Source organism: Pseudomonas sp. F1_0610, assembly GCF_047470865.1.
Classification (GTDB): Bacteria; Pseudomonadota; Gammaproteobacteria; order Pseudomonadales; family Pseudomonadaceae; genus JAZDRH01.
In genome coordinates this window covers 66,802-83,536 of record NZ_JAZDRH010000006.1, presented here as the reverse complement: position 1 = coordinate 83,536, position 16,735 = coordinate 66,802, and the positions used below count along the sequence as shown (strand labels likewise).

At 43.2% G+C, this 16,735-nt stretch carries 12 protein-coding genes; 8 read left to right on the top strand and 4 right to left on the bottom strand.

Features of this window, described 5'->3' with window-relative positions:
* Nucleotides 1–87: 87 nt before the first annotated feature.
* On the bottom strand, nucleotides 88–1,038 hold the full coding sequence (gene gshB / locus VQ643_RS05300; protein ID WP_414198254.1) for a glutathione synthase: 951 nt from the start codon (nucleotides 1,036–1,038) through the stop codon (nucleotides 88–90).
* A 241-nt stretch (nucleotides 1,039–1,279) separates the two neighbouring features.
* On the opposite strand from gshB, the gene pilG reads away from it, so the two are divergent.
* The 7 genes from pilG (at nucleotide 1,280) to VQ643_RS05265 (ending at nucleotide 13,609) form a co-directional block, all read left to right on the top strand.
* Nucleotides 1,280–1,681 carry a twitching motility response regulator PilG gene (pilG, locus tag VQ643_RS05295; protein WP_414198253.1) on the top strand — a complete coding sequence of 134 codons (402 nt, stop codon included), beginning with the start codon at nucleotides 1,280–1,282 and terminating at the stop codon, nucleotides 1,679–1,681.
* Between the two features lie 28 nt (nucleotides 1,682–1,709).
* Nucleotides 1,710–2,078 (top strand): twitching motility response regulator PilH, encoded by a 369-nt coding sequence (gene pilH / locus VQ643_RS05290; protein WP_414198252.1) that lies wholly within the window; start codon nucleotides 1,710–1,712, stop codon nucleotides 2,076–2,078.
* A gap of 21 nt (nucleotides 2,079–2,099) precedes the next feature.
* The gene (locus VQ643_RS05285) at nucleotides 2,100–2,651 is read left to right on the top strand and encodes a chemotaxis protein CheW (RefSeq protein WP_414198251.1); all 552 of its coding nucleotides are present in this window, start codon (nucleotides 2,100–2,102) and stop codon (nucleotides 2,649–2,651) included.
* An 83-nt stretch (nucleotides 2,652–2,734) separates the two neighbouring features.
* The gene (locus VQ643_RS05280) at nucleotides 2,735–4,762 is read left to right on the top strand and encodes a methyl-accepting chemotaxis protein (protein ID WP_414198250.1); all 2,028 of its coding nucleotides are present in this window, start codon (nucleotides 2,735–2,737) and stop codon (nucleotides 4,760–4,762) included.
* Between the two features lie 202 nt (nucleotides 4,763–4,964).
* A complete protein-coding gene (locus tag VQ643_RS05275) occupies nucleotides 4,965–12,155 on the top strand; it encodes an Hpt domain-containing protein (protein ID WP_414198249.1) in 7,191 nt (2,396 codons plus the stop codon).
* Nucleotides 12,152–13,126, top strand: coding sequence for a chemotaxis protein CheB (locus VQ643_RS05270; protein WP_414198248.1), 975 nt, complete (start codon nucleotides 12,152–12,154; stop codon nucleotides 13,124–13,126). The genes VQ643_RS05275 and VQ643_RS05270 overlap by 4 nt, the downstream gene beginning before the upstream one ends.
* A gap of 15 nt (nucleotides 13,127–13,141) precedes the next feature.
* Nucleotides 13,142–13,609: a chemotaxis protein CheW gene (locus VQ643_RS05265; protein WP_414198247.1), complete on the top strand. Its 468-nt coding sequence runs from the start codon at nucleotides 13,142–13,144 to the stop codon at nucleotides 13,607–13,609.
* Here VQ643_RS05265 and VQ643_RS05260 read toward each other — a convergent pair.
* From VQ643_RS05260 to VQ643_RS05250, 3 genes are all read right to left on the bottom strand, one after another.
* Nucleotides 13,601–14,452 carry an endonuclease/exonuclease/phosphatase family protein gene (locus VQ643_RS05260; RefSeq protein ID WP_414198246.1) on the bottom strand — a complete coding sequence of 284 codons (852 nt, stop codon included), beginning with the start codon at nucleotides 14,450–14,452 and terminating at the stop codon, nucleotides 13,601–13,603. The genes VQ643_RS05265 and VQ643_RS05260 overlap by 9 nt on opposite strands.
* Before the next feature lie 17 nt (nucleotides 14,453–14,469).
* Complete coding sequence (locus VQ643_RS05255) at nucleotides 14,470–15,108, bottom strand: thiol:disulfide interchange protein DsbA/DsbL (RefSeq protein ID WP_414198244.1); 639 nt, start codon at nucleotides 15,106–15,108, stop codon at nucleotides 14,470–14,472.
* A gap of 202 nt (nucleotides 15,109–15,310) precedes the next feature.
* Nucleotides 15,311–15,664, bottom strand: coding sequence for an NADH:ubiquinone oxidoreductase (locus VQ643_RS05250; RefSeq protein WP_414198243.1), 354 nt, complete (start codon nucleotides 15,662–15,664; stop codon nucleotides 15,311–15,313).
* Nucleotides 15,665–15,762: 98 nt separating this feature from the next.
* On the opposite strand from VQ643_RS05250, the gene VQ643_RS05245 reads away from it, so the two are divergent.
* Nucleotides 15,763–16,728, top strand: coding sequence for a CobW family GTP-binding protein (locus VQ643_RS05245; RefSeq protein WP_414198242.1), 966 nt, complete (start codon nucleotides 15,763–15,765; stop codon nucleotides 16,726–16,728).
* Nucleotides 16,729–16,735 lie beyond the last annotated feature (7 nt).

The window sequence follows — 16,735 nt, the reverse complement described above, 5'->3', positions numbered from 1 at the left end:
CGGCAAATTCTGCCCATAGCCTAGTGAAAAGTCTATGAAGCTTCCAACACTTCCTTAAATAAAATGTTGGAAGTTGCAAGTGGTGAGTTAGGCGTTCAGTTTACGTTCAATAGCATCCATCAGTTGTTGAGCGATGCGCGTATCATATTTGGCATCAATTTCACGAATACAGGTAGGGCTTGTAACATTGATTTCCGTCAATTTTGCGCCAATTACATCCAGTCCGACAAACAGTAACCCACGTTTGCGAAGCTCGGGGCCAACAATAGCGGCAATTTGCTTATCTGTTTCTGTTAAGGGACGTGCTTCACCGCGCCCACCCGCGGCTAAGTTGCCACGGGTCTCACCCTGTGCGGGGATGCGAGCTAAGCAATAAGGAATAGGTTCGCCATCAATCATTAAAATACGCTTATCGCCATCAATAATTTCTGGAATGTACGCTTGTGCCATAATTTGTTGTTGGCCGTGTAGTGTCAGGGTCTCTAAAATAACGGAGAGGTTAGGGTCGCCTTGGCGATGACGAAAAATAGATGAGCCGCCCATACCGTCTAAGGGCTTTAAAATAATATCGTCATATTCTTGCGCAAATTCTTTCAAAATATCACTGCGACGGCTCACAATGGTGGCCGGCGTTAGCTGCGGAAATTGAGTGGCAAAAAATTTCTCATTACAATCACGCAATGACTGTGCCTTATTAACAACTAAGGTGCCTTCTTGCTCGGCCTGTTCTAGCAAATAAGTGCTATAAACAAACTCATTATCAAAGGGTGGATCCTTGCGCATTAAAATAACGTTGAGTGAGGAAAGTAGTTGATCCTCCTCTTCACCGAGCTCAAACCAATGACTCGGATCATGGAAAACGCGTAAACTTCTCATCCGCGCTCGCGCTTGTCCACGTTTTTGGTATAAATCGTGTTGTTCCATGTAAAAAATAGACCAGCCCTTTTCCTGTGCTGCTAAAAGCATGGCAAGAGAACTGTCTTTTTTAAAGTTGATTTGGTTAATAGGATCCATAACGATCCCCAAGCGGATGGACATACGGCTTTCTCCAAAAAGGGTGAATCATAGTCATCATAATGCTGCTATTTCGGAGAAGTTAACAGTGTTGGTTGTAAAATATGTATAAGCTATAGCAATGCATGCCTTGAATTTACTGGTTTCGTAGCGCTTAAAATAAGCAATGCGTAAGATGCAGGCATTAAAAATCATTGTTTAGTAAGCGGCTAAAGGCCGAGTACTAGGTTAATTTAGACTCACCAAGAAAGTGGTAGGGGCAAAAATGGAACAGCAATCTAATGGCTTAAAAGTGATGGTAATTGATGATTCCAAGACAATTCGGCGTACTGCAGAAACTTTGTTGAAAAAAGTTGGATGTAATGTAATCACTGCAGTGAATGGCTTTGAGGCGCTTTCATTGATTGCAGACACGCATCCCGATATTATTTTTGTTGATATTATGATGCCGCGCTTAGATGGTTACCAAACTTGCGCGCTGATTAAAAATAACAGCTCATACAAGTCGACCCCCGTTATCATGTTGTCATCTAAAGACGGTTTGTTTGATAAGGCCAAGGGTCGCATAGTAGGTTCCGATCAATACTTAACCAAGCCATTTAGCAAGGAAGAGTTGATAGGTGCAATCATGAAACATATTCCTTCGTTTGTGCCAACAGAAGTTTAAAGTTTAATTGTGAGATTTAGAGGTAATTATGGCTCGCGTATTAGTTATAGATGACTCACCTACTGAGTTATATAAGTTATGCACAATGTTAGAAAAAAATGGCCACCAAGTGCTGAAAGGCGAAAATGGAGCCGACGGCATAGCTATTGCTAAGCGTGAAAAGCCGGATGTAATTTTAATGGATATTGTCATGCCAGGGCTTAACGGCTTTCAAGCTACTCGGCAATTAACAAAAGATGCTGAAACACAGCATATCCCAGTCATTATTGTCACTACTAAAGATCAAGAAACAGATCGTGTCTGGGGTCGTCGTCAAGGCGCTAAAGATTATTTAACCAAGCCTGTTGATGAAGCACTTTTAGTTAAAGCGCTTAAATCTGTGCTAACAAGCGCCTAAATTATCTATCTGGGAATAGTTATGACAGCTTTAACTGTGACTAAAGAAATGAGCCCATTTGCGCAGCTACAGCAAATGGAGCATCTTTGCCACTTATATGCTGCAGGTCTACCAGCGCAAAGAGATTCCCAAGCTGAATGGGCTGGTGTTGGCTTTCGTTTAGGTGCTAGGCGATTTATATCTGCTTTAGATGATGTAAGCGAGGTTTTACATGAGCCTAAATACACCTTAATTCCAGGAGTTAAAAGTTGGGTTAAGGGTGTGGCCAATGTACGTGGACGTCTGCTCCCAGTAATTGACTTATGTGCTTTTTTGCAAATTGAAAGTCGCACTTCAGCTACTGAACAACGAGTGGTAGTTGTAGATGCAGAGGGTATCTTTGTTGGGGTAACGGTAGACGAGGTGTTTGGCATGCGCCATTTTGAGATAGAAAACTATCAAGAACAGTTTGATGACTCCGAGGCCAGTCTAAACCCTTATTTAATGGGAGAATTTGCCGATGAAGCACGTTGGACAGTCTTTAGTTTCTGTGCTTTAGCGCAAACACCAGCCTTTTTAGATGTAGTAGCTTAAGGTTGTCTCTGATGTAGAGGTCTAGTGGATGGGAATAACCCCATCTGAAAGTGGTTAGTATAGGTCCAGGCGGGGGCCAAGCAATGAATAATTCAAAAGGTAACTTTTTAGGCATAGGTTCTGGAGCATGGATAGGTATGTTATTTGTCCTGCTTCTTGTTTCTATTGCTTTACTCTTTTTAAACTTTTTTTACTTGAATAAACAAAGTAATTACGACAAAGAATATATTGCCCACGCAGGCGAGCTGCGAGTCTTATCCCAGCGTGTAGCAAAAAATGCTGCACTCTCAGTCACTGGTAATGTAAGTGCGTTCCAAGAGTTGAAAAGTGACCAGAAACTCATGGAAAGCCATATCAAGATCTTACAGGAAGGGGACAATGTTTCTGGGCTTGAACCCGTTTCAGGCATACCTAGCGAGGCCATGAGAGTAGTAGAAAAACAATGGACTCAAGTAGATAAGGGTATTAGTAGTATTACGACCCGAGAGCAAACCATTGTTCAGTTAGAGGAAAAGAGTTCAGCTATTCTTCGCGCTATTCCTGAAATTCAAGCACAATACGCTGAAGTTGTAGATATTATGGTGCAAAACCAAGATCCAGCCGCTCAGATTGCTATTGCGGAGCGTCAATCTTTGCTAGTTGAGCGTATTGGTGGATCATTACTAGGTATTATGCGCGCCGATGAAAACTCAGTAGAGTTAACAGATCGCTTTGCAAGTGATGTTTCACGTTTTTCTCGTGTCTTAAAAGGAATGCGTGAAGGCGATGTGAATATGCAGATTAACCGTGTAACAGATCCCCGTGCAGTAGCTCGACTACAAAAAATTGATGAGCTATTTATTCCAGTGTCAGACTCTGTTCAAGGTTTATTAATTGAGTCTCCTGAGATCTTCCAAGTGCGCGGTGTTGAGGCAACCATTGCAGAGCAAACTAAGCAAATGCTCAATAGTACGAAAGAGCTCGCACTAAAATTTGAAGAACAAAGTGGTGAACGTGTTATCTATACCTACGCAGGTTATGTGCTAGGTTTAATCGCCTTTATTTCGGTTGTATTTATGGGTTGGGTATCTACACGTGAAGCACGTTTCCGCTTACGTGAAACGCGTGATGCCAATGAGCGTAACCAAACGGCCATTTTACGTTTACTTGATGAAATTGGCGACTTGGCAGACGGTGATTTAACCTCGCAAGCTACAGTAACCGAGGACTTTACGGGCGCTATTGCTGACTCCATTAACTACGCCATTGACCAGCTACGCGACCTTGTGGGAACCATTAACGATACTGCAGTACAGGTATCAACAGCCGCACAAGAAACTCAAAGTACAGCAATGCATCTTGCTGAAGCTTCTGAGCATCAGGCGCAAGAAATTGCTGGCGCTTCTGCGGCAATTACTGAAATGGCCCGCTCGATTGACCACGTATCTGCGAACGCCGCTGAGTCCGCAAACGTTGCAAAACAATCGGTAGAGCTTGCAAACAAAGGTAACCAGCTGGTACATAACACTATTAAGGGCATGGATAATATTCGTGACCAGATTCAAGATACCTCAAAACGTATTAAGCGTTTAGGTGAATCTTCGCAAGAGATTGGCGATATCGTTGGTTTGATTAACGACATTGCCGACCAGACCAATATCTTGTCTTTGAACGCTGCAATTCAGGCCTCGATGGCTGGGGACGCAGGTCGTGGTTTCGCCGTGGTTGCGGACGAGGTTCAACGCCTTGCTGAACGCTCATCCAGTGCAACTAAACAAATTGAAGCCCTAGTTAAAACCATTCAGACCGACACCAACGAAGCTGTAATGTCGATGGAACAAACCACTACTGAAGTGGTGCGTGGTGCTCGACTTGCGGTGGATGCAGGTGTGTCTCTGGAAGAAATTGAACGCGTATCAAAAGTTCTGTCTGATCTGATCCAAAACATTTCACAGGCTGCACGCCAACAAGCGTCTTCTGCCTCACACGTTTCAAATACGATGAACGTAATCCAAGAAATTACCTCGCAAACCTCGGCCGGTACAACAGCTACAGCACACAGCATTGGTAACCTAGCGAAAATGGCTGTGGCAATGCGTGAGTCTGTATCGGGCTTTACTTTGCCGAATTAGTAATTTTAATCAGCACAAGCAAGCTGTATCTAGCCAGATGCAGCTTCAGTCAGCACAAGTCACTTGTATTCTGTGGCTGGCTTAGTAAGCGTATTTAGGACTTACTTTATGCTGGCTGTACTAACAGGAGTTTGGTTAACCAGCGTTAGCCAAACCATACCCACTAAAATAGTGGTAATGCGCAAATATGGGCGGAGTTGTTATGGGTGATCGACACGATTATGTCGCTCTAGAATGGGTTAAGGGAGAAATCAGGGAAACCCTCAAACTGGCGCAGAATGCGCTGGAAACCTATGTTGAGCATCCAGATGCTGTTACTAGCATGCAGGCATGCTCAGAATACATCCATCAAGTTCACGGCTCATTAAAAATGGTCGAGTTCTTTGGCGCTGCATTGCTGGCCGAAGAAATGGAGCAACTTGCACAAGCATTGGCTGCACAAAAAGTAGCCAATATTAGTGAAGCACTAGAAGTGATGATGCAAGCTGTTTTGCAGCTGCCATTATATATAGAGCAGGTACAAACAGCGCGTCATGACTTGCCCTTGGTTATTTTGCCACTGTTAAACGACTTACGTGCAGCCCGTGATGAGCAGTTATTATCCGAAACCAGTTTATTTGCTCCTAAAGATTTGCAAATACCGGCTGCATTATCCGATGCGGAGCTACGTAAACTACAAGTTAATGATTTACCATCATTGTTACGTAAAATGCGTCAAATTTTCCAAATGGCGCTTGTGGGTGTATTACGTGAGCAAGATGTAGAGCGTAATCTTCTTTATTTAAAGCGTGTGTTTACACACCTTGAAAACCTTTCAAAGAAAGCACCGCTGTCTATTTTATGGCAACTGTCTAGCGCGCTAGTGGATGGCTTGAGTTCAGGGCGTTTAGCATGCACGGCGTCTATTCGTCGTTTATTGCGAGAAATTGATGCTTATTTGCGTATCTTGGTGGATGAGGAGTTATCTGCATTTAATCATGTGCCACGCCAAGAACTATTAAAAAATTTATTGTTTTATATTGCTAAGGCTAAAGGCGGCAGCGAGTTAATTGATAAGTTGGTTATTGATTACCAACTAGAAACAGCCTTCCCTGATATTAAACCAATGGAAGAAGGCGAAACGCCAATTGTCGACCGTGGCGCTATGCGCTCAGTCGTTGTAGCTCTTAGTGAAGAGCTAATGCGTATTAAAGACGCATTGGATATCTTTGTTCGCGGTGATCGTAAAAACTACAACGAATTAGCGCGTTTACAAACACCCATGAAGCAAGTGGCAGATACCTTAGCAGTTATCGGTGTGCCTAACTTGCGACAAATGATACTGAGCCAAATTGATATTTTGGCGCATTATGAGCAGTCTCAGGAAAGTATTAGTGACAACACATTAATGGATGTGGCGGGTGCTATCCTATTTGTAGAAGTATCCTTGAACAACATGGTTGACCATGAGGATCAAGAGCACAATGAGCAGACACTATTACCAACCACAGATGTGCAAAAAATACATCATTTGGTGATTAAAGAAGCCCATACAGGCCTTGCTCAGGTTAAAGACCATATTATTGGTTTTATTACTTCGCAATGGGACCAAGTACATCTATCCTCTATTCCTGCATTATTGAACCAAGTGCGTGGCGCTTTGGTGATGATTCCATTACTGGATGCAGCAAAAATTATAGAGCGTTGTAACTTATTTATTGAACAAAAATTAATTCATGCGCAAACCGTACCCAATTGGCACATCTTAGATACCTTGGCGGATATTATTACAGGTGTTGAATACTATCTGGAGTGCTTAGTAGAAGATTCAGTGTCAACTACTGAAGAAGCCTTGAATGTAGCACGCCAAGGTTTAGTAGAGCTAGGTTACAGCGTAGATGCTGAGCTACTGCCAGAGTTAACACCACCTGCGCCAACAGATATTGACCTGGAACCTGTTGTTGAAGTGGGTGAAGATATTTTCTTTGATGCCACACCAACAGCCGCCGAGGAAGATATCCCTGTTTTATCCATTGATCAATTAGAGTCTGAGTTAACAGCAGCCAATTTATCTTACAAAGCAACAGAAGCAGAAGATGACATTAACCTAGACTCATCAGAGCTTGTATTTGATGACAACAGGCTTGAGCTTGCTGAAGAAGACTCAGGCATTATTGATCTTACTGCCTTTAATGAAACGGATACTGACCTTGACGGCGAACTTGGTTTAGAACTATCTGAGCCTGAAAGCATTGATTTAACACTAGAACTAGAACAGGAAGCCAATATAGACCTTCTAGGTGAGGCTGAACTTGTCAGCGCTGAAGCGGATAATGGGCCAGAGATTACAGCTAGCGAACAAACAATGACCATCGCCCAAGTGATGGCGCAACCTGTACGGGAAATTAACCCTCAAGCAAAAAGTGTACCTGAAACCTTACTTCCGCCCCCAGCTGACGAAGAACCAATTGATGAAGAATTAAGAGAAATCTTTGTCGAAGAAGCAGGCGAAGTGCAGGAAACCATTGCAGAATATTATCCACAATGGAAAGAAGACACAGACAATAACACCGCACTAACAGAAGTACGTCGTGCATTCCATACCTTAAAAGGTAGTGGACGTATGGTGCGTGCATTAGTGATTGGCGAGTTAGCCTGGTCAATTGAAAACATGCTAAACAGGGTCATTGATGGCACTATTAGTATTACTGACGATTTATTCCAAGTCATTGACAACGTACTCGCCATCCTGCCATCGCTAATTAAAGAGTTTGAAGAACAAGCTCAGCGTCAACGTGACGATGTGGACCTCTATGCGAGCATTGCCCACGCCTTATCGCGTAACCAGCCTATTCCTGTGCTGGAAATGGATGCTGTGGTTGAGAATAGTGAAACTGAGCCCGCCATTGAGCCTGCTCTTCAAGAACGGGAAGAATCTCTAGCTAATGCTGCGCCACTGCTAGAAGAAGTAGAGATTCCTGTGTTGCAAGAGATTGCACCAGAACCTAGGTTATCCGAAGCAGAACAACGCTTACAGGCTGAGCAAGCGCTTGATCCCATTTTGATGGAAATCTTCGCCCAAGAAACGGAAACTCATCTTGAAGCCTTCCAGTATTTCTTAAATAAATGCGCTGTGCATTTACCGCAAGCTTTCCCAGAGGAAATTCAGCGTGCACTACATACCTTAAAAGGTAGTGCAAAAATGGCGGAAGTTACACCAATTGCGGATATTGTTAGCCCACTAGAAAAACTCGCTAAAGAATATAAAGCGAGCTTATGGATGGTTAACCAAGTTGAGTATGACCTGTTACGTGACAGTTATGCATTACTTGTTAAAGGCTTACGTCAACTATCGACAACACCGCTACGTCCGATTGATGGTGCTCAAGCCTTAATTGAGCGTATTGAAGACGTAAATCAGCAATTTAATGCGTATCAAACAGCGCAACCAATACCAACTGCAGACGAGCAGTCAGCTGAAAATACTGAGTTAGATCCACCCAGTCAGCGTGACCTAGCAGCCTGCTCTGATCTGTTATTTAGCACCGAAGAAACGCTGGAAAATTGGCGTGAAAATCCGCATACACAGCCTGATGTGCAGCAGCTAATTGCCGATTTAAACAAGCTGAGCGGTTATGCACAGGCTGCCCAGCTACCACAAATTGCACGTTATGCTGAGGTCTTAGCTCAGCTTTATCACGCTGTAGAGAGTGGTGAAATACCAGTAAGTGCAACATTCTTTGCTGAAGCCGCCAGTGCGCATGCTGGGTTAATTAATATGATGGATCAGTTTATGGCTGGTCTTGATGTTGAGGATAACCCACTACCTATTACAAACTTAGAAAGCTTTATTAAACTGAATCAGGTTGCGCCATCAGTTAGTTCTGAGAGAAAGCAGATTACAACATCAACAGAGCCTGTAATCAGCAGTCAAAAACAAGCAGATACGAGTGCTTTTGAGGTTGATTATAAGGATGAACTGGTTGAAATCTTTATTGAAGAAGCAGTAGATGTAACCGAGAGTGCTAATAATCGCTTAGAACAGTGGTTGCTAGATCCGCAAGACGATCAACAGCTAACAGCCCTAATGCGTGATTTACATACCTTAAAAGGTGGTGCTCGCATGGCAGGTATTGAACCTGTTGGCAACTTGGCACATGCAGCTGAAAGTTTGTATGAGAGTATTATTCAAGGCCGTTGCCAGTTCATGCCCGAGCTTGCAAGTATTGTGCAAAAAGCACATGACGATCTAGCGCAGATGGTTGAGCTATTACAAGCAAAACAACCACTCTTTAATGCTAGCCAGAGTCTACACGCATTAGAACAATTTACACATACAGAGAATGTAATAGAAAACATTAATCTCACGGCAAGTGTTATACCTGAGCAAGAGATTGAATCAGGCTCAGCCGACTTGAAGCTGGCAGAAGATAGCTTTGAGCTGCCAGAGTTTGAAACTGCACCACGAGTAGAAGATATCGTACTGGATGAGGCTGTTTCTATTGAGCCAAGCCTAGTGCCTGAAAAATCAGCTAAACCAGCCCAGAATAATCCAACATTCTCTGTGGATTACACTGATGAGATGATTGATATCTTCCTTGAAGAAGCATCAGATATCAGTGAAAGTGCTAATAACCAATTAGAAACTTGGTTAGAAAATCCAACAGATATTAGCCAACTGTCATCATTAATGCGTGATCTGCACACCTTAAAAGGTGGTGCTCGCATGGCAGGTTTGCAGCCCCTAGGCGATTTGGCGCATGAGACAGAATCTATATATGAAGGCTTAATTAGTGGCAAATATGCCTTCGAGCCTAACTTAGCTGAACTCTTGCATCGTGCCCATGATGAAATAGCCCAATTAGTAGAGCTTTTGGTGGCTAAGCAGCCATTATTTATTGCCGAGTCTACTTTTCGTAGCTTTAAAACCTTTCGTGAAACTGGTCAGGTTGAATTACCAAGTACCAGTATTACTGAACCGAGCATCACAGAAGCCCCCACCGCCAGCACTACGCAAAGCACGCGTGATCCGGAGCTGGTGGAAATCTTCTTAGATGAAGCGGTGGATTTACTCGATAACGCAACACATTCATTACAAAACTGGGTTTCCGATCCAAATAATTTAGCGCAACTAGCCTCTATGCAGCGTGATATGCACACCATTAAAGGTGGCGCGCGTATGGCTGAAATTCCAGAAATTGCTAACTTAGCGCATGAACTAGAATTTATTTATGAGGATTTAAGTACTGAACGTTTAAAAGCCACGCATGCGCTCTTTGAGTTAATGCAAGAAACGCACGATATGTTGTCGGTACTGTTGGATCAAACCAAAGCAGATAAAGCATTAACAGATACCTCTGAATTACTGCTACGCATTAAACGTGTACGAGATCCAAACGCGCGTTTAGAGCATTTAGTGCAGGTTGCAGGTGCAGAGCACGTTGACCCCACAACAGCGTTAGTAACGGCACGAGTTGCCGCTGCGCAAGCACAGTCTGACAAGCAAGAAAGCAAGCTCAAAGTGCTGCCGTTCTTAGCAAAAAATCAGGAACAAAAAGAGCAATCTAGCCAGCAAGATCAAGATGAGCAAGTGCGTGTATCCTCAGGTCTGTTAGAGGAGCTGGTTAACTTAGCGGGTGAAACATCGATCTTCCGTGGACGTATTGAACAGCAAATTAGTGGTTTCCTATTTACTCTAGGTGAAATGGACGCCACCATTGAGCGGGTGCGTGATCAGTTGCGTCGTATGGATATGGAGACGCAAGCACAAATTATTAGCCGCCACCATGAAGAGTTAAGTGATATTGCAGGTAGTGAATATTTTGACCCATTGGAAATGGACCAGTATTCGCAATTGCAACAATTATCCCGCTCGCTGTTTGAGTCTGCCTCAGACTTATCGGATTTAAAAGAAACCTTAGCATTAAATGTGCGTGACACTGAAACGCTCCTGTTACAGCAAGCGCGTATTAATACGGAGTTGCAAGAAGGCTTAATGCGCACGCGCATGGTTCCTTTTGATCGACTATTACCGCGTTTGCGTCGTATTGTTCGCCAAATTAGTGGCGAATTAGATAAAAAAGTTAACTTTGATGTACGCGATAACCAAGGTGAAATGGACCGTACCGTAATGGAGCGGATGGTTGCACCACTTGAGCACCTATTGCGTAATGCAATTGACCATGGCGTAGAGCCTGCCGAGAAGCGCCAACAGCAAGGCAAAACAGCGGTAGGGAATATTACGCTAACTATCACGCGCGAGGGTGGTGACATCCTTATGGTGTTAGCAGATGATGGCGCAGGCGTTAACATTGATGCCGTGCGTAAAAAAGCTATTGAACGTGGCTTTATCACGGCTGATCAAAACCTTACGGACCATGAAGTAGTGCAGTTAATTTTGCGTTCAGGTTTATCAACAGCCAAACAGCTTACCCAGATTTCAGGTCGTGGTGTAGGTATGGACGTGGTGAACTCGCAAATTAAACAGCTAGGTGGCTCAGTAGAAATTGAATCGCACCCTGGTAAAGGTACCAACTTCCTGATTCGCTTACCCTTTACCGTATCGGTTGACCGTGCTTTGATGGTGATTGCAGGGGAAGATTTATATGCCGTACCACTTAACACAATAGATGGTATTGTGCGCGTTCCACCCCGTGAGTTAGAAGCCCTCTATAAGCAAGCTGAACAAGCAGGGCAAGCTTACTTCGAATATGCAGGGCATTCTTATGCGCTGCGTTACATTGGTGAATTACTGCAAAACGGGCAACGCCCAAAACTAGAGGGGCAAGTGCTTCCGTTACCCGTTATTTTAGTACGTGGTAGTGAATATTCAGTAGCGGTGCAAGTAGATATCCTGTCAGGTTCACGTGAGATTGTGGTAAAAAGCTTAGGCGCACAATTCTCTAGTGTACGTGGTATTTCGGGTGCAACTATTTTAGGGGATGGTCGAGTTGTTGTGATTCTTGACTTGCTGGCGATGATTCGTAGTCGCCAAGTACAGCAAATCGATATTCCAGAAGTGAAAGAGGAAAAAGAAGAGCGTCGCATCCAAGTTATGGTAGTGGACGACTCAGTGACTGTGCGTAAAGTCACTTCACGTCTATTAGAGCGTAACCAAATGGATGTGATTACCGCAAAAGATGGTGCTGATGCTATTGCTCAGTTGCAAGAGGCTTCTCCAGACATTATGTTGTTAGACATTGAGATGCCACGTATGGATGGTTTTGAAGTAGCCCGTTTAGTGCGCCATAATGATCGTATAAAAGATTTACCAATCATTATGATCACTTCGCGAACAGGTGATAAACACCGTGAACGAGCCTTTAGCTTGGGCGTAAATGAATACCTTGGTAAACCTTTCCAAGAGAATCTATTATTAGAAACAATCTACTCGTTGTTAGGACAGAAACGATGAGCAATTTGCGAGTTGCGGTTGTTGTTGATCAGCCTGAAAAAATGCCGCTAATACAAAATGTATTAGCGTTGCATGGTTATCAGGTTGTGCTGAACGAGCATATTGCAGAACTGGAAGATGCAACAGTAATGGCATGTAAAACTGATCTTTGGTTGCTTGCCATTAGTGAAGATGTAGATCTTCCTATTCTTGATACGTTGCTTGATCAAAATGAGGCACCTGTTTTGATGGGTGAAGGTAGATTGTGTTCAGATTTAAAAGATAACTTTGCACTAGCAGGCACCTACTTATATAAAAAAGTGGAGCAAGCCATTGGTCGTAGTGCTTTAGAAAGAGAGTATGATTTCTCAGCTATTTCACTGACACAGTCTCAGCTGCTAACAAAGCCTACAAACCTACCAACAGAGCATAATGTTTGGTTACTAGTGGGTGATAAAGGCGCTATTCCAGCAGTAACTGAATTTTTAGCGAGTTTACCGGCAAACCTGCCACTAACTTTTATCTATGTTCAGCATATGCTGAATGCGCCAGAAGAATTGCAAAAATTCTTACAGCCGCATATTCAAATGCCAGTCGAGGTTTTGACAACAGGTGAAGTTTTGGCAACAGGGCAAGTATTAATAGCACCACCGACGCCTATTTTTTCTCTGCAAGGTGGGCAAGTCCATTTTGACCAACATCTCAATACAGTATCTAACTACATACCTTCTGCCAGTGCTGCAATGAAAGCCGTAGCGCAAGAATATACACAAGCCAGTGGTGTCATATTTTTTAGCGGGTTAGGTTTAGATGGTGCTGATAGTTTGCTTTATGCTAAGCGCCAAGGTATGCAAATTTGGATTCAGGATCCTGCCACTAGCCAAGTTGACTTTGTACCTAACTATATTAACAGCACAGGCTTAACAAGCTTCAGTGGTACGCCTTTAGCCTTAGCTGAGCAGCTATTAACGCATTTGAATACGGCGGCGTGATAAGAGAGATTTATTATGAGTGAAGACGTAGAAAGCAGTACTGAAATACGTGGCTTATTATTGCCTTTAAGTGATCGTTCGTTATTAATTCCCAACGTATTAATAGCAGAAGTAGTCGAAACAATTCGTCACGTAGAACCCGTGCATGATGCCCCTAGTTGGTTATTAGGAGTAATTAGCTGGCGCGAATTAAAACTACCACTGATCTCATTTGAAAGTGCTGAAACCAGTTATTCTGGTAAATACCGCATTTCTTATATTGCGATTATTAATGCCATTGGCGGGCGCGAGAACTGTAAGTTTTTAGCTATTGCTTTGCGTGGATTGCCTAGTGCAATTAAGGTTGATGATCAAATTGATTATGATTTATCAGTAAAGCCAGAAGGTTTGGAACTCAGTGCCGTAAAGTTAGGGCAAGTACAGGCACGCATTCCAGACTTGCAAGGCCTTGAAAATAAACTAGCCGAGCTTGGCTTAATTTAATTTAAAGATGCCTGTTGGTAGTTTTAGATCTAAAGCCACTGGCAGGTGATCAGAAATACGCTCAGACAGTACGCGCACATTCTCAATGTCTAGCTCAGGCGTAATCAAAATATGATCTAGGCAACGTTGCGGGTTCCAGCTAGGAAAAGTAGCTAGCGCCTGAGGTGCGCGTAAATCCATAGTATTTAAAGGTGAATGCAAAAGTAAATCATCAACTGGAGTATTCATATCTCCCATAAGCACAACATGTTTATAAGCTTGGGTAATTTCACGGATATACGCTAGTTGTTTGTTGCGTGTACGTGAGCCTAAAGCCAAGTGCATCATCACAATAGCTAGCGCTTCTTTACCCTCGCCTACCTGCATCAAAATAGCACCGCGCCCAGCAGGGCCAGGAAGCTTATGGTTTTCTAAATGATGCGGCTGAAAACGGCTCAATAAGCCATTGCTATGTTGAGCAAAATGTCCCAAGTTGCGATTGAGTTGCTGATACCAGAAAGGGAAACAACCAAGGATAGAGAGATATTCAACTTGGTTAATGTAACCTGAGCGCAAGCTACCACCATCAACTTCTTGTAGCGCCACAATATCGTATTGGTTAAGTAATGCGGCAATTTTACTTAGATTGCGCTGGCGATTATGGTTGGGCAATACATGCTGCCAGCTACGGGTCAGATAATGTTTGTAAGAAGCCGTGGTTATGCCAACTTGGATATTAAAGCTCAATAAGCGCAATGACAGCGCATTAGTTGGCTTTTTTTGTTGCTCAAGCCATTGAAAGTTAACTTGCGGCTGGCAAACCTCAACCAGCCGCTCTTTCAATGGTGGTAATTTTATTAACATAAACCACCTTGTACGGCTTATTTGGCTTTAGCAGTACGTACCATGTCAATCAGCTGGTCAGCGACTTGAGTAGTTTCTTGTAAACCACCTGCAGTACCAATATCAAATAAGTATTGGCCATCTACAACCATTACAGGAACACCTTGTACTTGATAGGCAAGCGCTAGCTTACGTGCTTTGTCCATTTGTCCTTTAATGGCAAATGAGTTCCACATTTTGCTGAATTTGTCTTTATCAACGCCAATTTCAACAATAAATTTTTCAATGTCAGTGTAGTCTTTTAATTGGCGGCGTTCTTTGTGGATAGCGTCAAATACTTTGCTATGTAATTGGGAATCGACTTTTAGTGCTTCTAAGGTTAAAAATAATTGGCCATGAATATCCCATACGCCACCAAACATTGCAGGAACACGTACTAATTTTACGTCCTCAGGAAGGTTTTTTTGCCAGTTGGTGACAAAGGGCTCTAACTGGTTGCAATGTGGGCAGCCATACCAAAACATTTCAACCACTTCAATTTTGCTTTCATCAGCGACAGGTACTTTATTCTTTAGGACTTGGTATTCAACACCGGCTTGAATGCTAGGGGCTGCAATGGCAGTAGTGCCAGCTAAGCTAGCGCAGGCTAAAGTTAGGCCAAGGATAAGTTTACGCATGAGGACTCCATATAATTAAAGGTGCATCGCATACGGACGAAGGCGATTCTCTCGGTTCCATGATGGAATGCGTGTTGCAAGTTGTAATTGAGTATAGCTAAGTTTAGCCAGTGAAATCAGTAACAGTTAAACTAAATGTAAAAATTTAACTGGGATGTATTAACGATAAATTAAATAAGCGGCTTTGAATATCTGTGTTTATTCAGCGGGTTACCCAAGTACCTTGATGCTGTGTTTCACAGGCCGCCTTTAAAAATACAGCATCACTAGCGACGCCGTAGTAGTGGATATCATAGGTATAAGCCACGCCACCTACTTTGGCGTTGCGACAAACGCCATAAGACTCTTTAGGACAAAGATCCACATGCTTTACGCTAACTTCTTGACCCTTTAACTGTGGTTGACAAAAGCCATCTTTAAACATTTGCTCAGGAATATTTCGATTTTGCTGACACAGGGTGACCGATAGGTTTTCAGATTTACTGGTAATCACACAGGCCTTTGCCCAAGTTAACGTAGGTAGAGAAAACAACATCAGCAAAATAAACACACGCATGAAACAAACCTTATAAAAATAGTTTAAAACTTAGTCCAAGCAAGGATAAGGTATAGCCTTGCTGGCTAATCGTCTAGGGTATCATTGTGGAAACGGCTATGTTGCACGAAAATATTCCAACACACATTGTTTGCGGGCAACTGGGTGTAGGCAAAACCAGCCTATTGCGCTTTATGTTAAACAATAAACCTAAACATGAGCGTTGGGCAGTGCTTATTAATGAGTTTGGACAAATTGGTCTGGATGCCGCTTTGTTAGCTCAAGATGGTGATGGCGTCACCTTGCACGAGGTAGCTGGTGGCTGTGTGTGTTGTGTTAATGGCGTACCTTTTCAGGTAGGTTTAACGCGTTTACTGAACGCGAGTAAGGCTCAGCGTTTGTTTATCGAGCCTTCTGGGTTAGGGCATCCTCTGCAAATTATGCAGCAATTAGAACGACTACCCTGGCAGCAGGTTTTAGCACTGCAGCCACTTACTTATGTAGTAGATGCTAAAGCTCAAGTGCAAGGACGCGAATTAACAGCAGAGCAGATGGAGGTTGCACGAAAAGCAGGTTTAGTGGTGCTGAATAAGTGTGATCAGTTAAGTGCAGCTGAATTAACTCAAGTGCAACAGCAATGGCATGATTTTGCTATTACCAGTGTTGCACATGCACAGCTTGATTGGCGCCTAATTGCAGGTTCAACACGTATTGCAGCAGAACAAACAATTGAATTAGCCCAGCCTACAGCTAAAGTATTGAATAGTCTTTGGTTAGATCCATCTAAGCCTTTTTGTGCAGTGACAGAGGCGCAGCAAGGGTGGAGTATAGGTTGGCGTTGGCACAATAGCATTCAATTTGATTTATTAAAATTGCAGCTATGGTTGTCTTGCCAGCAATTTTTACGGGCAAAAGCTGTGGTTCAAACCAATGCTGGCTGCTTAAGTTTCAATCTTACTGCTGGGCAGGCAGTTCAGTGGCAAACGAGTGAGTGGCGCAATGATAGCCGCATAGAACTTATTTTTGATAAGGCGCAAAACCAGCAGCAACTGACGGCTGAACTCGCATTTTGTCATGCGCAATAAGGAACAC